This is a genomic window from Streptomyces sp. NPDC002958, assembly GCF_055563255.1.
On the sequence record NZ_JBVHDS010000021.1, the window covers coordinates 83,406 to 103,036 of the forward strand.

Annotated in this window: 13 protein-coding genes; 11 read left to right on the forward strand and 2 right to left on the reverse strand. The window is 69.3% G+C overall.

Annotation, left to right across the window (positions count from 1 at the left end):
• The 5 genes from ACZ3IC_RS27095 to ACZ3IC_RS27115 form a co-directional block, all read left to right on the forward strand.
• Positions 1-3,746: amino acid adenylation domain-containing protein (locus tag ACZ3IC_RS27095; RefSeq protein WP_467420170.1), on the forward strand; the 3,746-nt coding region annotated here is incomplete at its 5' end.
• A 132-nt stretch (positions 3,747-3,878) separates the two neighbouring features.
• Positions 3,879-5,132: a cytochrome P450 gene (locus ACZ3IC_RS27100; protein WP_467420171.1), complete on the forward strand. Its 1,254-nt coding sequence runs from the start codon at positions 3,879-3,881 to the stop codon at positions 5,130-5,132.
• Positions 5,133-5,194: 62 nt separating this feature from the next.
• Positions 5,195-6,154, forward strand: a complete 960-nt coding sequence (locus ACZ3IC_RS27105) for a TauD/TfdA family dioxygenase (RefSeq protein ID WP_467420173.1) — start codon at positions 5,195-5,197, stop codon at positions 6,152-6,154.
• The gene (locus ACZ3IC_RS27110) at positions 6,151-7,338 is read left to right on the forward strand and encodes a pyridoxal phosphate-dependent aminotransferase (RefSeq protein ID WP_467420175.1); all 1,188 of its coding nucleotides are present in this window, start codon (positions 6,151-6,153) and stop codon (positions 7,336-7,338) included. The genes ACZ3IC_RS27105 and ACZ3IC_RS27110 overlap by 4 nt, the downstream gene beginning before the upstream one ends.
• Positions 7,339-7,347: 9 nt before the next feature.
• Entirely contained in the window at positions 7,348-9,264 is a 1,917-nt protein-coding gene (locus tag ACZ3IC_RS27115; protein WP_467420176.1) for an ABC transporter ATP-binding protein, read from the forward strand.
• 170 nt (positions 9,265-9,434) lie between these two features.
• Here the strand turns inward: ACZ3IC_RS27115 and ACZ3IC_RS27120 are convergent, their stop codons facing one another.
• A complete protein-coding gene (locus ACZ3IC_RS27120) occupies positions 9,435-10,121 on the reverse strand; it encodes a response regulator (protein WP_467420179.1) in 687 nt (228 codons plus the stop codon).
• Positions 10,122-10,326: 205 nt separating this feature from the next.
• Between ACZ3IC_RS27120 and ACZ3IC_RS27125 the strand changes: the two genes are divergently transcribed.
• From ACZ3IC_RS27125 to ACZ3IC_RS27135, 3 genes are all read left to right on the forward strand, one after another.
• Complete coding sequence (locus ACZ3IC_RS27125) at positions 10,327-11,295, forward strand: ABC transporter ATP-binding protein (RefSeq protein WP_467420181.1); 969 nt, start codon at positions 10,327-10,329, stop codon at positions 11,293-11,295.
• Positions 11,292-12,098, forward strand: coding sequence for an ABC transporter permease (locus tag ACZ3IC_RS27130; protein ID WP_467420184.1), 807 nt, complete (start codon positions 11,292-11,294; stop codon positions 12,096-12,098). Before ACZ3IC_RS27125 ends, ACZ3IC_RS27130 begins: the two co-directional genes overlap by 4 nt.
• Positions 12,099-12,518: 420 nt before the next feature.
• A complete protein-coding gene (locus ACZ3IC_RS27135; protein WP_467420186.1) occupies positions 12,519-13,469 on the forward strand; it encodes an ArsR/SmtB family transcription factor in 951 nt (316 codons plus the stop codon).
• A gap of 19 nt (positions 13,470-13,488) precedes the next feature.
• On the opposite strand, the gene ACZ3IC_RS27140 is transcribed toward ACZ3IC_RS27135, so the two are convergent.
• A complete protein-coding gene (locus tag ACZ3IC_RS27140; RefSeq protein WP_467420187.1) occupies positions 13,489-14,001 on the reverse strand; it encodes a flavin reductase family protein in 513 nt (170 codons plus the stop codon).
• 263 nt (positions 14,002-14,264) lie between these two features.
• Here ACZ3IC_RS27140 and ACZ3IC_RS27145 point away from each other — a divergent pair, with 263 nt between their 5' ends.
• The 3 genes from ACZ3IC_RS27145 to ACZ3IC_RS27155 form a co-directional block, all read left to right on the forward strand.
• Entirely contained in the window at positions 14,265-14,489 is a 225-nt protein-coding gene (locus tag ACZ3IC_RS27145; RefSeq protein WP_467420190.1) for an MbtH family protein, read from the forward strand.
• 60 nt (positions 14,490-14,549) lie between these two features.
• Positions 14,550-17,831, forward strand: coding sequence for a non-ribosomal peptide synthetase (locus ACZ3IC_RS27150; RefSeq protein ID WP_467420191.1), 3,282 nt, complete (start codon positions 14,550-14,552; stop codon positions 17,829-17,831).
• Positions 17,832-18,243: 412 nt separating this feature from the next.
• A partial coding sequence (locus ACZ3IC_RS27155; RefSeq protein ID WP_467420194.1) for a condensation domain-containing protein occupies positions 18,244-19,631 on the forward strand: 1,388 nt, incomplete at its 3' end.

Sequence of the window (19,631 nt, forward strand, 5' to 3'; positions counted from 1 at the left end):
TGGTGCTGCGTACGGATGTGTCGGGTGATCCGTCGTTCCGTGAGTTGGTGGGTCGGGTGCGGGCGGCTGATCTGGCGGCGTTCGCTCATCAGGACGTACCGTTCGAGCGGATCGTCGAGATCCTCAACCCGGAACGCTCGGCGGCCCGCCACCCCCTTTTCCAGGTCTCGCTGTCGATGGAGAACGCCGACGCGCAGAACACACCGCCGCTGCCCGACGTCCCCGGACTCGCCGCGGAGTCCTGCCCGGTCGACACCGGTGCCGCCAAGTTCGACCTCGCCTTCGGCTTCGAGGAGCGGGAGGAGGGCGGATTCACCGGCTCGCTGCAGTACAGCCGCGACCTGTTCGACCAGGAGACCGCGGAGTCCTTCGCGGCCCGCCTGGTGCGACTGCTGGAGTCCGCGACCGCGGACCTTGACCGGTCCGTCCTGGCGCTCGACATCCTGCCGGCCGCCGAGCGCCGCAGCCTGCTCGACGAGTGGAACGACACCGCGTCCGACGCGGGCAGCTCCACACTCCCCGAGCTGTTCGAGGCGCAGGTCCGCCGAACACCGCAGGCACCCGCCCTCGTCGCGGCGGGGCTCGAACTCAGCTACGCCGAGCTCGACGCCCGCGCGAACGCCCTCGCCCATGAGCTGATCGCCGCACGCATCGGTCCCGAGGACATCGTCGCGCTGCTGCTGCCCAGGTCCGCCGAGCTGATCGTCTCCCTGCTCGCCGTGGTCAAGGCCGGTGCGGCATACACCCCGATCGACCCCGCGCACCCCGACGCCCGGATCCATGTGGTCCTCGACGGCAGCGGCGCCGTCCTGGCCCTGACGGACCGGGCGGGTGCCGCGCGGGTCGGGGACGTCCCCGCCATCGTTGTCGGCGAACTCGACCTGACGTCCCGCCCACGTCATGCGCCGACCGACGCCGACCGGGTACGCCGGCTGCGTCACGACAACCCCGCCTACCTGATCTATACGTCAGGTTCGACGGGGACGCCCAAGGGCGTGATCGTCCCGCACACCGGACTCGCCTCGCTGGCAGCCGAGGAGGGGCGGCGGTTCGCGGTGGGACCCGACAGCAGGTTCCTCCAGCTGTCGGCCCCGGGCTTCGACGCGATGGTCCTCGAAGTGACCTCCGCGTTCGCCGCCGGCGCCGCGCTCGTCGTACCGCAACCCGGCCCGCTCGCCGGTGAGTTGCTCGCCGAGGTCGTCGCAGCCCACGGCGTGACCCATGCCCTGGTTCCCCCGGCCGCGCTGGCGACCGTCCCCGAGGGCGCCCTGTCCTCGATGGCGACGCTCGTCGTCGGCGGCGAGGCCTGCGGGCCCGAGCTGGTCGCACGCTGGGCGCCCGGCCGCCGCATGGTCAACGCCTACGGGCCCACCGAGTCCTCCGTGGTGACCTCGGCCTCCGACCCGATCACCCCGGACGGTGACGTGCCGATCGGACGCCCCGTCCAGAACACCAGGGTCCACGTACTGGACGCCGCACTGCGGCCCGTCCCGGTCGGCGTCCCCGGCGAGATCTATGTGAGCGGTGCCGGGCTCGCCCGCGGCTACCTCCACAGCCCCGGCCTCACCGCCGAGCGCTTCGTCGCTCTCCCGTTCGGCGCACCGGGTGAACGCGCCTACCGCACCGGAGACCTGGCCCAGTGGCGCCGGGACGGCCAACTCGTCTTCCTCGGACGCGCCGACGGCCAGGTCAAGCTGCGCGGCGTACGCATCGAGACGGGCGAGGTGGCAGCCGCCGTGTCCGCCGCCCCCGGCGTCGTCACCGCCGTCGCCGGACTCCACACCGCCAACGGTGTGCCGCGGCTGGTCGCCCATGTCGTCGCACAACCGGGTACGGACGTGGATCCGGCCGCGGTACGCGAGTACGCCGCGAGCGTCCTGCCCCGGCACCTGGTCCCCGCCGCCGTCGTGGTCGTGCCGGCCATCCCCGTCACCCCGAACGGAAAGATCGACCGGGCCGCGCTGCCCGCGCCCGACTTCGCACCCGCCGGAGAGACACGCGCCGCATCCGGCGAGCGCGAGGAGACACTGGTACGACTCTTCGCCGATGTGCTGAATCTGCCGGAAGTGGGCGTCGACGACGGCTTCTTCGACCGGGGCGGCGACAGCATCTTGGCCATCGAGCTGGTGAGCAGGGCGCGCCGGGCCGGTCTCGTCCTCACCCCGCGCCAGGTGTTCGAGCACGCCACACCGGCCCGGCTCGCCTCGGCGATCACATCGGCCGTCGGCGCGGCCGAACCCGAGGGCAGCGGCGTGGGACCCGTACCGCTGACCCCCATCGCCGCATGGCTGCGGGACACCGGAGCGCCGGCCACCCGATTCAGCCAGTCCACCCTCGTAACGACCCCGGCCGGCCTGAGCGCAACCCAGGTACGGGACGCACTCGCCGCGTTGCTCGATGGGCACGACGCACTGCGCCTGACCCTGACGACCGGACCGGGCGGGTGGGAACAGCGCGTACGGGAGCCGGGATCCGTCGACGCGTCCGCGTGCCTGCACCGGGTGGACGTCTCCGGGCTGGACGAAGACGCACTGCGGACCGTGCTGGCCCGGGAGGGCGAAGCGGTCAGGTCACGGATCGACCCGGAACAGGGCGCCGTGCTGCGCGCGGCGTACTTCGACCGCGGCCTCGCCGAGGACGGCATGCTCCTGCTCGTCGTGCACCATCTCGCGGTGGACGCCGTCTCCTGGCGTGTATTGCTGCCCGACCTCGCCGAGGCGTGCGAGTCCCTCATGGCCGGTGAGCCCGTCCGGCTCCAGCCGGTGGGCACCTCGCTGCGCTTCTGGGCCACGCGACTCACCGAACTGGCACAGGAGCCCTCGCTCGCCGCCGACGCACCCCGCTGGGTGCAGACCCTGCGCCGGCCGAGGGTGTCCCTCGCCGACCGGCCGCTCGACCGGGCGATCGACCTGGCCCGGACATCCGGCCATCTGATGACACGGCTGTCCGCCGCGACAACGGCGGCGCTGCTCACCGAGGCACCCGCCGCCTACCGCTGCGAGCTGCGCGAGATACTCCTGGCCGCCCTGGGCTGGGCCGTGGCCGATTGGTCCGCGGACGGCGAATCCGCAGTGGTGGCCGAGATCGAGGGGCACGGCCGCGACGAGCAACTGGTACCGGGGGCCGACCTGTCACGGACGGTCGGATGGTTCACCCAGACCTACCCGGTGCGCCTCGACCTGGCCGCTCCGGACCGCGCCGAAGCCTGGTCGGGCGGCCCCGCGACCGGGCGTCTCCTCAACAGCGTCAAGGAGCAGCTGCGCGCCCTGCCGCTGCGACGGTCCGGATACGGGCTGCTGCGCCACCTCAACCCGGACACCGGTGCCGAGCTCGCCGCCACACCGGCACCGGAGCTGGCGTTCAACTATCTCGGCCGGTTCACCGGGGCCGTCGACGAAGGCGACGGCCCCGGCAGGTTCACACCACTGTCCGGCTTCGAGACCGGCGCCGATCAGGACCCCACCGCCCCCCTCGCCCATCTGCTGGACCTGTCCGCGCTGGTGGCCGACCACGAAGGCGCCCCCACCCTGCTGGCCAACTGGACCTGGGCCTTCGATGCCATCCCGCAGGAGCGGATCGAGGCACTGTCCGAGCTGTGGAACCGGGCCCTGGAGACCTTCGTCCGCCATGCCTCGGCAAAACGCGGGCTCACCCCGTCCGATGTGACGGTGCCACACCTCAGCCAGGACGAAATCGATGAGTTCGAGCTCGACTTCGACCTGGACGAGGAGGAACCGACATGGTGAGGGACCCGCGCCCGCGGCGCACCGCTCGTGCGCCCCGATGACCGACGCACGTCTTTTCGCCCTGCCCGAACGAGATTGTCCGTATGCCGTCGCGCTGGAAGAGTCAGCGACGTCACTGCCCGGGAGTGCCCCATGCCAATAGCCGCAGATCTCCGCCGTACCGCGAAACTGCAGTTCCGGCGCGCCGGAGTATGGACCAAGGCGCGCAGAGGCGACCTCGTCAGCCAACTGTTGCTGCACGAACGGCTGGCCGACCCGTACCCGCTCTACGAGCAGATGCGCGACCGGGGCCCGGTCTACCGCAGCAGTACCGGCCTGCACGCCGTCACCTCGCACGAAATCTGCACCAGAGTGCTGCGCGACCCCGCCTTCGCCCGGCGCAATGAGGAGCCGTCGCGTCTGACACCCCCCGGCGAGCAGGGCCCGGCCCCCGACTCCTCGTTCCTCCAGGAGGAGGTGTCCGACCACATGCGGTGGCGGCGCCTGGTCGCACCCGCCTTCCGCCCCCGCAAGATCGGTGAGTACCGCAGGCGCACCGAAGAGGTCGCCCACCGGCTCCTGGACGCCGCACTGGCCAAGGACGAGTTCGACCTGGTCACCGACTACGCCTCGCCGCTGCCCATCACCGTGATCAGTGAACTGCTCGGACTCACCGACGTGGACGTCGAGTTGTTCGCCCACTACGGGCTGGTGACCGGCAAGGCCATCGACGGCATCCGCTCCGGACGTCAGGCCAACGAGTTCCGTACCGCGGTGCGGGAACTCGACGAACTGTTCGGCGCACTGGTACGCAGGCGCCGTGCCGAACCGGGCGAGGACCTGGTCAGCGAACTGCTGAGGCCCCAGGGGGACCAGCAACTGCCCGAGCGCGAGATCGTCGGCACCTGCCAGCTCCTGCTCACCGCAGGCTTCGAGACAACGACGAACCTGGTCTCCAACGCCGTACTGAGGCTGAAGGAGGCGCCCGAACAGTGGGACAAGCTCGTGGCCGAGCCCGAACTGGCCTCCGCCGCCGCCGAGGAGTCACTGCGGTACGACCCGCCCGTGCAGTACTCGATCCGCGCCGCCCGCGAGGAGTTCGAGGCCGCGGGCGAGAAGCTGCCGTCGGGCACGGTCCTGATGCTGGTCCTGGGCGCGGCGAACCGTGATCCCGAGGTTTTCGACGACCCGCACCGCTTCGACATCACGAGGCCCGACGCGGGCTCCCACCTGGCTTTCCTCAGCGGTGCCCACTACTGCGTGGGAGCCCCGCTCGCCCGTATGGAGGCCGACGTGGCGCTGCGGGTGCTGGCCGAGCGCGCGCCGGGCCTCCGCCTGACCGACGAACCCAGGCGTCGGCCCACCGCCGCCCTGCGCGGCCTGCTGCACCTTCCCGTCGGCGCCTGATCCGGCCCGCCCCCCGCGTGCCGTCCGGCGCCGCCCACACCTGCTGAAGGAATCCATTCATCATGCCGACCGATCTCGCGCCGAACCGGATACCCGTCCGCCCGGTCCCGCAGGACCTCTCCGTCGAGGGTGCCGCCGACTGGCTCACCGAGCACCTGGACGAACTGCACGAACTGCGCACGGAGCGCGGCTCGGTGATGCTGCGCGGCCTGCCGTACACCACCGCCGACGAATTCGCGCTCCTGCGTGACCGGATCATCGGCAGGCCGGCCGACTACGTGGAGAAGGCGACCCCGCGCAGTGCTTACGGGCGTGGTGTGTTCACCGCGACCGATGTGCCGGCCCGGCGCCGCATCCGGCTGCACAACGAGAACAGCTACGCGCTCAGCTACCCGGGCCTGCTCGTCTTCGCCTGCCTGATCGCGCCCACGGCGGGCGGGGAGACCTTCCTCGGGGACATGCGCGCCATGGCCGAGCTGCTGCCCGAGGACATGGTGGCGCGCTTTTGCGAGCAGGGCTGGAAGCTGGTGCGCAACTACTGGGGACACTTCGGACTCACCTGGCAGGAGGCGTTCGGCACCGAGGACCGCGAGGAAGTGGAGCGGTACGCGGCCGAGCAACAGCTCACGGCCACATGGCACGGCGACCGGCTGACCACGACCCAGCTCCGCTCCGCACTGGTCCGGCACCCGGGGACCGGAGACATCTCCTGGTTCAACCACGTCGCGTTCTGGAGCGAGTGGAGCCTGGAGGAGCAGGTACGCGAGTTCCTGCGCGGCGAGTGCGGCGAGGATCTGCCCTTCCGTACGTACTACGGCGACGGCGAACCGGTCGGCCGACGGGAGATCGAGCAGCTCAACGCGGCGTACGAACAGGTCAGGATGGCCGAACGCTGGCAACCCGGCGACATCCTGCTGGTCGACAACATCCGTCTCGCACACGGCCGTGAACCGTACGAGGGCGACCGCGAGGTGCTGGTCGCCATGGGCGACCCGGTGACCCGGAAGGACTGCGAGCTGTGACCGTGCGGCATCTGTCGCAAAGAACGGCCGGTCTTCCGCCCCTGGGCCTGGCCACGCTGCTGCCCGCGGCCCGCGCGGGCGGCGCGACCGATCTCGCGCTCGGTATCCCGGTCGGTGACCCGCCCGCGGCCGCGGTCGAGGCGGCGACCGCCGCGCTGCGCTCCGGGGCGAACCAGTACGCCGACCCGGCGGGCCTCCTCGACCTGCGCCTCGCCGTGGCGGCCGAGCTCGGCGCCGGACGCGGGGTGAGCGTGGATGCCGAGCGGGAGCTGATCATCAGCGCCGGCGCCACCGAGGGGCTGCTCGTGGCGCTGATCGCCACGACGGACCCCGGCGACGAGGTACTGGTCCCGCAGCCGTTCTTCGAGAACCACCCCGGGGTCGTCGAACTGGCCGGTGCCGTACCCCGGTTCGTCACCCTCACCGGCCCCGACTGGCGACTGACCGAGGCCGCGCTGACCGCCGCCGTGACCCCACGGACCAGGGCGGTGCTGCTCAACAACCCCCACAACCCCACCGGCCGGGTCTTCGACGAAGCCGAGTTCGCCGCGCTCACGGCGGTCTGCGAGCGCCACGACCTGACACTGATCACGGACGAGGTGTACGACCGCTTCACCTACGACGGCCGCGAGCATCTGTCACCGCTGGGCTCCGTCCCCGCCCTGCGCGACCGCAGCGTCGTCGTGGGCAGCTTCTCGAAGACCCGCAGGATGAGCGGCTGGCGGCTGGGCTACTGCGTGGCGCACCCGGAGATCACCGCCGGCCTGCGCAGTGTCCACGAGCGCACCACGCTCGGCACCCCGCACCCGTTGCAGCGGGGCGCGCTCGCCCTCGGACCGCTCGACGAGGCCGAGGCGGACGCGGCACGCGCGCAGTTCCAGGAGCGACGCGACCTCGTCTGCCACGGGCTGCGCCGCGCCGGGTTCACCGTGCACACCCCCGAAGGCGGCTGGTTCCTCCTTGCGGGAACGGCCGGTCTCGGCCGGACGTCCTCCGCGCTGGCCCGCGAACTGATCACCCACGCGAAGGTGCTCGTCGCCCCCGGAACGTCCTTCTTCGCGGACCCGTGCGTCGGCGACGACTGGGTCAGGATCTCTCTCGTACGCGACCGCGCGGAGATCGCCCCGGCCCTCGACCGCATGGGCGGGCACCTTACGAACACACCGCTCCCCGTGAGCAGTTGAGGAGATCCTGTGGACGGAAAGCCGGCGCAGCGCAGCACCTCCTTGATAGGCACCGACAATTTCCGGACGCCGACCTGGGCGACCCCCGGAGAGACCATCGCCAAGAGGGGAGTCGTCTCGACCCTGCGTGCCGTACCGTCAGCGGTCGCGGTCATCGTGACCCTCGCCTGGCGCGCCTCGCGATCCCTCACCCTGGTGGTCGGGCTCGCCCAGCTCCTCGCCGGCGGCGCGGCCGCGTTCGGCCTGATCGCCACCGCGAACGTGCTGACGGTTCTGCTGGCCCAGGGCCCCACCCCCGACCGGGTGATGGATTCGCTGCCCTCGGTCTTCGCCGTAGTGGGCTCGTACGCCCTGCGTGGCCTGATGGAGAGCGCCGCGACGCTCCTCCAGGGACGGCTGCGCCCCCGGATCATGGCGGCAGCGCAGGACGCGATGGACAGCTCCGTCGTCGCCGTCGAGCTGAAGGCCTTCGACGACCCCAGCTTCCGCGAACTCGTCCGTCAGGGTGTGATGCGCGGAATGCCCTCGATCGACCAGAGCATCCGCCTGCTGGCAGAGGTGCTGAGGTCACTGGTGTCGATGCTGGCCGCACTCCTCGCCACAGCACTGCTGAGCCTGTGGTTGCTCCCCGTCATGCTCCTTGCCGCGCTCGCGGAGATCTGGACCGCCACACAGGTCGGCAAGCTGGACTTTCTCAGCTTCCTCGACAATGCCACCCGGCAATTGCGCATCGGGGTCGTCCAGGACCTGATCGTGAAGCGGGAGGTGGCCGCCGAGGTGCGGGCCTACCGCCTGCAGGAGCCCCTGATGGCGGAGCACCGGCGTGTTGCAGCGGTGCTGACGGGCGAGGCCGTGGCGCTGGAGACGAAGAAGGGCTTCGTCCAGCTGATCGGGCGCACGATGACCGGGTGCAGCACCGGCCTGGCGTACATCCTGCTGGGGTACCTGCTCTACACAGGGGTCATGCCGCTGGCGCTCGCCGGCACGGCTGTGGTGGCGATGCGCAACGCGAACGCCGGACTCTCCGTGACCATGCGGTCGGTCAACCGAATCTACGAGTTGTCGCATTACCTCCAGCTCTACCGCACCCTGCTGGCCGATGCGGCGTCCCGCCGCCGCCCGCCGTCCGGCATCGCCGCACCCCACAACCCTGCCCGGATTCACCTCGCCGACGTGGAGTTCAGCTACCCCGACAGCGCCGCACCGGCCCTGAGCGGCATCGAGCTGTCCATCGGCCGCGGTGAGGTGGTGGCGCTGGTCGGTGAGAACGGATCGGGAAAGACCACACTGAGCAAGATCATCACGGGCCTGTACCGGCCGACGTCGGGAGCCGTGCTCTGGGACGGCGTGGACATCGCGCTGGCGTCCGAGAAGTCGGTCTTCGACCAGGTCGGTCTGATCGCCCAGGAACCGGCGCGGTGGCCGATGACCGCCGCGACCAATGTCCGGATCGGCCGTCTCGACGACCCGGACGATTCGGGTGAGCGGTGGCGCGAGGCGGTGTCCGCGTCGGGCGTCGACGAGGTGATGGCCTCTTTGCCGGACGGCGAAGAGGCCATCCTCTCCAAGGAGTTCGTCGGCGGACGTGACCTCTCCGGCGGACAGTGGCAGCGCATCGGGGTCGCCCGCGGTGTCTACCGCGACGCCGCCGTGCTCGTCGCGGACGAGCCCACGGCCGCTCTGGACGCCAAGGCGGAGGCCATTGTCTTCGAGGGGCTGCGCAGGGCCAGCGAGCTGAGCGAGGGCGGCTCGCGGACCACCATCCTGGTGACGCACCGGCTGGTGAACGTCCGCCGTGCGGACCGCATCATCGTGATGCACGAGGGCCGGATCGAGGAGCAGGGAACACATGCGGAGCTGATGGACCTGGGCGGCAGATACGCGCAGATGTATGCGCTTCAGGCCGATGCCTATGCCGAGGTCTGAGCCGCGCGTGCGACCGGTTGCCGGCGTCGAGGTCTGAACACGCCCGCACGACCGGTCGCTCGTGGCGAGGCCTGAACACGTCCGCACGACCGGTCGCCGGCGTCGAGATCTGAGAGCCTGTGGGGTGACCGGTCGCTCGCGGCGAAATCTGAACACGCCCGCACTACCGGCTACTTACGCCTGACCACCCCTGCCTCGTACGCGGCGATGGCCGCCTCGACCCGGTTGCGTACGCCGAGTTTGCCGAGGATGGCGCTGACATGCGCCTTGACCGTGCCTTCCACCAGATAGAGCTTGGCTCCGATCTCGGCATTGGACAGCCCGGCACCCAGGAGCGACAGCACGTCGTGCTCCCGCTGAGTGAGGTGCTCCACGATGCCGCGCCGCGGCGGCTCGTTCGCCATCCGGCCGGCGCGCAGTCCGGTGATGAGCCGGGCGGCCACGTTCGGCGAGAGGTAGGCACCCCCGGCGGCCACTGCCTGCACGCCGTTCAGCAGTTCCCGGGGGTCGTCCGCCTTCAGCAGGAATCCGCTGGCACCCTCCTTCAGGGCGCGGGCGATGAACTCGTCCTCTCCGAACGTGGTCAGCATGATCACGGCCGCTCCCGGACGGTCGCGGTACATCTGCGCGGCCGCGGCCAGCCCGTCGAGCCTGGGCATCTGGATGTCCAGCAGCGCCACGTCGGGACGGTGCTTGCGGGCCAGCTCGACGGCCGCGTGCCCGTCGGCCGCCTCGGCGACCACCTCCATTCCGGGGGCTCTCGCCAGGATCGCTCGTACTCCCGAACGGATCATCGCTTCGTCATCGGCGAGGAGGATCCGCACCGGAGGCTTGTCTTGCGGCGGCGTCTGTTGCACGGGAAGAGCCTAGTACCGCAGGGGCGATGACGGAGGGGGCCAGGGGGTCCGCCAGGGCCCTGACCGTGGCATTGGCCGACCGGGCGTGCATGAGGGCTCAATCCCACCCCTTACGAAAGTAATGGTGCTCCTGGCGAACGATCGATGTGCCCCGCCCCAGCTCTCCCTACCGTTGAAGCAGTTCGCAAAGCCGAAGGGAAAACTTGTGATCACCTTGCGAGGGCTGACCAAGCGTTACGGCGACACCGTCGCCGTGGACGGCTTGACGCTGGACATCAAGGAAGGCCAGGTCACGGGCTTCCTAGGGCCCAACGGCGCCGGCAAGTCGACCACGATGCGCATGATCCTCGGTCTGGACCACCCGTCCGAGGGCGAGGCGCTGATCGACGGGAAGCCGTACTCCTCGATGCGCCACCCGATCCGAGAGGTCGGAGCGCTGCTGGACGCGAAGGCGCTGCACCCGGCCCGTTCGGCGCGCAGTCACCTGGTGGCGCAGGCCCGCAGCAACGGCATCCCTCTGCGCCGCGTGGACGAAGTGCTGGAGACGGTCGGTCTGTCCAAGGTGGCGCGGCGGCGCGCCGGGGCGTTCTCGCTCGGCATGTATCAGCGGCTCGGCGTCGCGGGGGCTCTGCTCGGCGACCCGAAGGTGCTCATCTTCGACGAGCCGGTCAATGGCCTCGACCCCGACGGGGTCCGCTGGGTGCGAGAGCTCGTGCGGTCCCTGGCGGCGGAGGGCAGGACGGTCTTCCTCTCCAGCCATCTGATGAGCGAGATGCAGCTGACCGCCGATCAGCTCGTCATCATCGGCAGGGGCAAGCTGCTGGCGGACACCCCGATGTCAGATCTGCTGGCCAACAGCTCGCTGGCCTCGGTACGGGTACGCACCCCCAGCCCGGACGATCTGCGCATGATGGTCGATCACTTGCTGTCGTACGGCGATGTGCAGGTGGATTCGCCGACCGGTGACGAGATCGTCGTCAAGGGGCGCACTGTCGAGGAGGTCGGCGATCTCGCCCACCGGCTCGGTGTGCGGCTGCATGAACTGCGCAATGTCTCGGCTTCGTTGGAACAGGCTTACATGGAACTGACAGCACAGAGTGTGGAGTACGGAACGGGCGGCAGCGCCGTGTTCGAGAACGTGGGTTCCCTGGTGGCGCAGGAGGCAGGAGCATGAGCGCCGTGTCGACAGCTGTGAGTGCCGACCCGGGCGAGCGCACGCCCTCCAGCCATGGCGGAGGCGGCTTCGTCGGCGCGTTCGCCTCCGAGTGGACCAAGCTCTGGTCCATCCGTACCCCCTACGTCTGCCTGCTGGTGGGCGTGGTGGTGACGGGAATCTTCACCTTCTACTACGGCTCGATCGCCCGGATCAACGAGAAGCCGATCCAGCCGGTCGGCAACGCCTCGGTCTCCTCCGTCATCCTCGTACAGTTCGTCTTCGTCGTACTGGCGATGACGACGGTGACGAGTGAGTACGCGACGAGCAGCGTACGCACCTCACTGCTGTGGGTGCCCGTCAGACACCGTGTGCACATGGCCAAGGCGCTGCTGAACGCCGTGGTGGGCTTCGTCGCCGGATCGCTGTACGGCCTGCTGGGTGCCGCGGTGGCCTGGGTGCCCTTCCGTGGCCACGCCAGTTTCGACGTGTCCAAGCTGGTCGCCCAGGTCCTGGCCATCGGCATCTACTGCGCTCTGATCGGGGTGATGTCGGTAGGGGTGTCGTTCGCCCTGCGGACCGCGGCCGGGGCGCTGTCGGTGCTCTTCTTCGTGATTTCCGCTCTGCCGAGCATGCTGGTGGGGCTGGGCGGCCCGGTGCTGCTGGCCATCAACGACTACATGCCGCAGAGCGCGGGCGGTCACTTCATGCTGAGTGACGGCGACGCTCCCTACCCCGCGATGGTCGGACTTCTGATCACGCTGGCATGGGTTGTCGTCGCTCATGCGGCCGGTGTCTTCGTGCTGCGCCGGAGGGACGCCTGACGTCCGACGGCCAAGATGCTCCGGCGCCCGGTACACCTGCAATTCCCCCGCCAGGTGTGACCGGGCGCCGGTCTGTTCGAGGGCTGCCATGCTCCGACATTCGGTATATGGGGCCTCGCTGACCCCCGTGTCTACGCATTCGAAGCAGATGATTTAGATCAATGACCGAAGACTTCTACGTCAATCTGCGTATAGAGTGCAGGGGTTGATGAGTCAGGGAGGGGTGCGTGGGAGGACTGCGAGGCAACAGGGAGGAAACTCCCAGCGTCATCCTCCATTAGCCCGACCACATGCCCCGGTTGGGGCGGATGGCGCATTTTTAGCGCCGTTCGGATGTGGTTGCAGCGAAAGCGCATGGTTAGCGTATGTTGGCGCGTTTATCGGCCATCAGTGATTCTGTGCTCAAGCAGGGGGAGTCATATGCAAAGTGTGCATTTCACGATGGAGGACCTTGCGCAACTCAGGGTTCTGCCCACGGTGGGGCCTACCGCCGAGGCGGTTTTCGCCGTCGATCTCTTCAGACGTGGTGGAGGGGGCGCGCCCTTCGCCCGATGGCGGGACGCGGTCGGCCTGAGGCTGCGCCGTACGCCGCCCGGACCAGCAGCCCCGCGCGTCCCGCGGCCGGCCCATCCCCCCGCGTCGCAAGGGGGCGGCGGTGGAGGTGCCTGGCTGTTCGATCTCCTGGCCCGGGAGGCGGCATCCGGCGAAGCGGAGAGTTCGCCGGACCCCGTGGTGCAGAAGATGCTTCAAGTGGGTGTCGCCCCGTACTGGGGCAAGGCGCGTGGATATCTGCAGATCGACCGTGACTACCGTTGCCGCATCATGGCCGCCGGTGGCATCGAGAGCATGCTCAGCAATCTGCATACATGGGTGGGCTGGCGACCGCCGTCGCTGACGATCGCGTCAGGGCGCGGCGAAGAGATCCAACTGGGCGGCAGGGGACTGGCGATCGTGCCTTCCCTGTTCGTCGACCGACCGAGGATCTTCACCGGTCCCCGGGACGAGCGGCGCACGCCCGTCCTGGTCTATCCGACACTCCTGGACTCGGCCGCGGCCAACGCCCTGTGGGACTCGGCCGGAACCGACGACCGTGCCCTCGCCGCCCTGGTCGGTCGTACGAGGGCCAGGGTGCTGGAGGCACTGACCGAGACCTGCAACACCAGTGAACTGGGACGCAGGCTCGGCATCTCGCCCGCCGCCGCGAGCCAGCACTCGGCGGTGCTGCGTGGCGCGGGTCTGGTCACCAGCCGCCGGCGCTTCAATACGATGCTGCACTCCCTCACGCCCCTCGGATCGGCCTTGGTGACCGTGGGCAGCCCCGTGCCGAAGCCGCTGGTGGACCACGGTCTGGAGCTGACCGCGGCCCCGTGAGCGAGCGCGGGTGGCCGCCCTACAGCGGCGGCCACCCCGTATACCGGCGCAAGCCGTACACCAGCGGCTTGGGCGGTGCGGACGTCAGGGAACGCACCTGCCGTACCCCGCCGAAGACGACCGTATGATCGCCCATCGTCTCGCTCCGGCGAACCTCGCAGTCCGCGACCGTGTGGGCCTGGTCGACCAGGTGCGGTACACCGGTGACCGGGGCCGGCTGCCACGCGACCCGGTCGAACCTGTCGGGCGCTCCGGAACCGAACAGCTCGGACGTCGCCACGGCGTCCTCGTGCAGCAGGTTCACCGCGAAGACGCCGCACGCCAGCATGGCGTCCAGCGTCGGGCTCGCCCTTCTGACACAGGCCAGCAGAACCGGCGGGTCCAGCGAGACACTGCACAGCGACGAACAGGTGAGCCCGACCGGAGTGCCGTCCGGCCGGGTGCTGGTGAGCACGGCGACTCCCGAGGGAAAGCTCGACATCAGCGAACGGAATTCACCGCTCGTCACCATGGTGTGCTGCGAAGCGCTCACGCCATGTCACCTCTCCGCAGATCGCACGACTCGCCCGACTTGCGGCCCCCATACTTTCGCAAGTGGCGGATCAGCCGTCACCGGCTTTCACCGACTGATTAACATCCCACGCCATTGCTGTCCGAATCGGAGTCGTCATTAAGGCGTTCCTTAATCCGTCCCGGAATTGCTTTCAGCCGCTGTTCCGTTCGGCCGGGATTCGTATACTCCGGTCGTGTGAGCCGGGCGATCCGGCGTGCTGATGGAACCGAAGGAGCCAAGCCGTGAGTGTGAACCCCTTTGAGGACCCCGAAGGCGTCTACCTCGTCCTGATCAACGACGAGGGCCAGTACTCGCTGTGGCCCTCGTTCGCCGACGTCCCCACCGGCTGGACCGTTGCGCTCGCGGAGACCGACCGCCAGTCGGCGCTGGACTACGTCAACACGCACTGGACCGACATGCGGCCCAAGAGCCTGATAGCGGCTATGGAAGGCGCATCTCGCACGTGACACACGGTTCGTCAACTGGATCAGCCGGGGGCGACAGTCGCCCGAGGAGCGGGGGTTGAAGTGTCCGGAAAGTCAAGTTCGTCGTCGCAGTCGGCAGTCATCGAACCGGCTGTGGCGCCGACCAGGGTCCCGAGATGGGCGGCGTGGGACGCCGACGGGGATTCGGTGGACGTGCAGGTGGTGCCGTTGCCGCACGGCCTGCTCCGGGCCCTGCGCGAACTGTCGGCCGACGAGTCCGTCGAGATGGAGTCGCTCCTGCTGACGCCGCTGGTGAAGGTGCTCGGTGAGATCGCGGCGGAGAAATACGTCGCCGTCGGCTACCTCCCGGCGCAGCCGGAAGGAAAAAGCGTGCTGCGCCCGCTCCATGTCGAGATCCCCGACGGCCGCTGGCGCGACCTGGCGACCGCCGTGTCGACGAGCAGGGCACTGAGCCTGGCCCGCCAGGGCATCTCCCCGGCCCAGGCGTACGAGGTCGTACTGGACCTCTTGCCGGCGGGCAGCGGGCTCGGCGCGGGCGAACCGGTCCCGCTCGCGCCCGGGACCGCACTCCAGGTGGTCTGCGTGACCGGGGAGAACCCCGCTCTGCACCTCCACCACCGCACGCAGATCATCGACGCCGAGTACGCGACCCGGCTCGGCGGGTACTTCCGCGCCGCGCTGTACGGGCTGACGACAGCCCTCGACGACGACCACGGCCCGCTGGAACTGCTGTCGGAGCAGGAGCGCGAACACCACATCAACGGCCTGGCGGGCCCAGTGGTGCCGCTGCCCGACACAATGTTCCCGGGGCTCTTCGAAGCACAGGTGCGCAAGCGCCCGCACGACGTGGCCCTGTCCCGGAACGACACCAGCTGGGACTACCGGACGCTCAACGCCGCGGCGAACCGCATCGCCGCCGCCCTCCTCCAGCACGGTCTGCACCCCGAGGACGTCGTAGCGGTCGTCATGGACCGCACCCCCGAATGGGCGGCCGCCGTGCTCGGCGTCATGAAGGCGGGCGGTACCTACCTGCCGGTGCGCCCCGACTTCCCCGCGCAACGTGTGGCCACTCAACTCCAGCGCAGCGACTGCCGTTTCGTCATCGCGGAACAATCGGCGCGCGGCCTCGTGGAAGCCACGGCCCGAGAGCCTGAGCCCATCAGGACCACACTCTTCACCGAGGCCCTGCTGGAGGGCGATGACGATCCCGGCAACCCGGAGGCCGAGATCAAGCCGGAGCAGTCGGCCTACGTCTACTTCACCTCGGGCTCCACAGGAGCACCCAAGGGCGCCCAGTGCGAACACGCCGGGCTGATCAACCATCTCTACGCGAAGATCGACTCCGTCGGTCTGCGTCCGGGCGACGTGGTGTCGCAGACCGCCTCGCAGTGCTTCGACATCTCCCTGTGGCAGCTGATCGCCCCACTACTGGTCGGAGCGGCCGTACGGATCGTCGACACCGACATCCAGCTCGACCCGGAGCGGTTCCTCGACGAGCTGGCCGACGCCGAGGTCTCCGTCGCGCAGCTCGTCCCCTCGTACTTCGAGATCCTGCTCGGCCTGCTGGAGCGCAACCCCAGGGATCTCGGCGTGCTGCGTTCGATCTCGGTCACCGGCGAGGCACTCAAACTGGACCCGGTACGGCGCTGGTTCGGCGTGCAGCCCGGCATCCAGCTGGTCAACGCCTACGGGGCCACCGAGGTCAGTGACGACACGATGCACGAGGTGCTCACCGCACCACCCGTGCGTGATTTCGTCTCGGTGGGCCGGTCCCTGCGCAACGTCCGCACCTACATACTCGACGCCCGTGGCCGGCTCGCCCCCCTGGGCACACCCGGCGAGATCGTGTTCTCCGGCGTATCCGTCGGACGCGGTTACATCAACGACCGAGAGCGCACCGAAGAGGCGTTCGTCCCGGATCCCTGCATACCGGGTGAACGCATGTACCGCACCGGCGACTTCGGACGCTGGCTGCCGGAAGGAACGATCGAGTACCTCGGCCGACGCGACCAGCAGGTCAAGGTCCGCGGCTTCCGCATCGAGATCGGTGAGATCGAGAACAAGCTGCGCACCGCACCGGGGGTGGGCGACTGCGCCGTCGTCGTGGACCCCGGTGCGGGAACGGGGGCCGACAAGAGCCTCGCGGCGTTCTTCGTGGCCTTGGGCCAGGTCCAGGAGCAGGATCTGCGCGCACACCTCTGCGCGCTGCTGCCCGACTACATGGTCCCCGCACACTTCCACTCCTTGGACGCCCTACCGCTCAACGAGAACGGCAAGGTCAACAAGCGGATGCTCGCCGAGCTCGCCGAGACCCTGGGCCACGCGCTGGGATCGCACACCGCCCCCGCGACGCCCACCGAGCGGTGGCTCGCCACGGAATGGGCCGAAGCGCTCGGCGTCCCCCTGGAGCGCATCGGCCGGGACGACCATTTCTTCCAGCTCGGCGGCACTTCGCTCACCGCGGTGCGGCTCGTCGTCAAACTGGACCGCGCGATCTCCCTGAAGCAGCTCATCGGCTCGCCGGTGCTGTCGGACCTGGCCGCTCTGCTCGACGCGGGCACAGAGGGCCGGGCAGCCGAGTACGGCCTGCTGCAGCCACTGGTGGAGCGGATACCCGACACCCTGGCCACCCTGGTCTGCTTTCCCTACGCGGGCGGCAACGCGGTGAACTTCCGGCTGTTCGCGGAACGGCTGGCGGAATACGGGATCGCGGTACTCGGCGTGGAACTGCCTGCCCACGACTTCGCGGGCGCTCCCGAGCGGCCCCAGGAAGTGCCGGAAATCGCGCGCCGTGTACGCGACGAAGTGCTCCGGAAAGTCACCGGACCCGTGATGCTGTGGGGACACTGTGCCGGCAGCACTCACGCACTGGCGACCGCACGGCTGCTGGAGGAGGGCGGAGCGGAACTGACCGAGGTCTTCCTCGGCGCACTTCTCCTCGATCAGGTGGCCGACCTGCAGGCCGAAATCGACGAGGTCGGAGCACTGACTCCACGTCAGATCACCGAACGACTCATGGTGGACAGTTCCTATGTGGAACTGGACCGGCTCAAGCCGGAACGGGCGACGCTCGTGGGATCGGCGTACCAGCACGATGTGCGCTCGACCAATGCTTACCTGATGGAGCTGCACGCGGACCCGGCCCCGCACCGCATCGGTGTCCCGGTCCATGTGGTGCTCGCGGCGGACGACCCCACCACCAAGGACCGCGCCGAGCGGCACCGGGACTGGATGGCCGTGGCCGACGAGGTCGTCCTGCACGAACTCGGCGAGGGCGGCCACTACTTCACCAGTACGCGCGCGGCAGAGACGGCTGCCCTCGTCGCCAGGGTGTGTGCGGCAGCCGGACGCCCCACGGGCTGACGGTGCCGACGCAAGGGGGGCCCGCCCGGCGTTTCCGGGCGGGCCCCCCTTGCGTTTCCGTACCCGGCCACGACCCCGATGCCCATTGAGATCCGCATTCACCCCTGATGAAAAGACGCTGGTGGTAATGGTCCGGATTAACCCCCACCTAAATCAAAGGGTCGTTCCGGCGTGCCGAAAACTGCGCTGGTAGCAGGCCTTCTTCGACCATTTCCGAAATGCTTGACGCCCTCTTCCGCGATCAACTAGCTTCGGCACGGCCCATGGTCGGAAAAAATCCTAGAGGAACAGAGAAATGGACTTTCACCGAGTTCGTCGACCGTCTCGAAGGATGAGCGGTCAACACAATTTCGGGAACTCATTTCCACTTCCTCTCATCTGACGCTCTGTGTCGAGGAGTGAAGGGACACCCGTGGTGAACGCGCGCTCGCAGTCGATCGAGGACATCCTGCCGGTGACTCCGTTGCAGGAAGGGATGATCTTCCACCACGTCTACGACGACAGTGCGCCGGATGTCTACGTGGCCCAGATCGTGTTCCACCTCGACGGTGAGCTGGACCGGGCCGCCCTGCGCACGGCCGCCCAGGAGCTGCTGCGCCGTCACTCCAGCCTGCGTTCCGGACTCCGCCAGCGCAGGTCGGGCGAGTGGGTGCGGATCGTACGCCGAAAGGTGCGCCTGCCCTGGCGCGAGTGCGACCTCAGCCACCTGTCGACCGCCGACCGGGACGAGGCCGTGACCGCCGAGGCGACCGCCGACCGGACCCGGCGCTTCCGCCTCGGCGACGCCCCGCTGATCAGGTTCACCCTGATCGACCTCGGCGAAGACCGCTACCGCTTCGTCCTCACCGCCCACCACGTCGTGGTGGACGGCTGGTCGATGGCAGTGCTGCTGCGCGAACTCGTCACCCTCTACCGAAACGGCGGCGACCCGCACGCACTTCCTCCCGTACGGTCCCACCGCGAACACCCCGAGTGGCTGCGTACCCGGGACGAGAAGGCCTCCCGGGCCGCCTGGCAGGAGGCACTCGCCGGCATCACCGAACCCTGTCTGCTCTCCCCGGGCGCCGACCGGACCCCTGTGGTGCCCGAGCGCCTGGACTTCGCCCTGGACGACGAGACCGGTGCAGCGCTGACCGAGCTTGCCAGGGCCAGGGGAGTCTCCCTCAACACGGTGCTCCAGTGCGCCTGGGCGCTCGTCCTGTCCCACCTCACGGGCCGCAACGACATCGTCTTCGGCGTGACCGTGTCCGGACGGCCACCGGAGCTCGAGGGCTTCGAGAACATGGTCGGGCTGTTCATCAACACCGTCCCGATGCGGGTCCGCCTGAGGCCGGACGAGTCCCTGGCCGACCTGCTGGTGCGCGTACAGCGGGAGCAGGTCCAGCTGATGGACCACCACTACCTCGGGCTGAAGGAGATCCAGCGGGCCGCGGGCGTCGACGAGCTGTTCGACGCAGCCATGGTCTTCGAGAACTTCCCGCGTCACGCCGATGACGCGGACGCAGGCGCGCTGCGCGTGCGCGACGTGGAGTCACGCAATGCCACCCACTACCCGCTGACCCTGATCACCGGTGTGGGAGAGAAGGTCGGCGGCCGTCTGGTACACCGCCCCGACCTCTTCGACGCCGCGCGCATGGACGCGATTTCTGGCACGCTCCAGCGCGTACTGCGAGCCATCGCTTTCACTCCCGACCTCCTGCTGGGCCGTCTGGATGTGTTGGTGGCGGGTGAGCGTCGTCGGGTGTTGGAGGAGTGGAACGATACGGCGGTGGAGGTGCCGGGGGTTTCGTTGCCGGTGTT

Excerpts from the sequence above, each read along its gene's own strand:
- ACZ3IC_RS27130 (WP_467420184.1), top strand. The coding sequence starts at position 11,292 with ATGAGCGCCGTGTCGACAGCTGTGAGTGCCGACCCGGGCGAGCGCACG.
- ACZ3IC_RS27135 (WP_467420186.1), top strand. The coding sequence starts at position 12,519 with ATGCAAAGTGTGCATTTCACGATGGAGGACCTTGCGCAACTCAGGGTT.
- ACZ3IC_RS27105 (WP_467420173.1), top strand. The coding sequence starts at position 5,195 with ATGCCGACCGATCTCGCGCCGAACCGGATACCCGTCCGCCCGGTCCCG.
- ACZ3IC_RS27100 (WP_467420171.1), top strand. The coding sequence starts at position 3,879 with ATGCCAATAGCCGCAGATCTCCGCCGTACCGCGAAACTGCAGTTCCGG.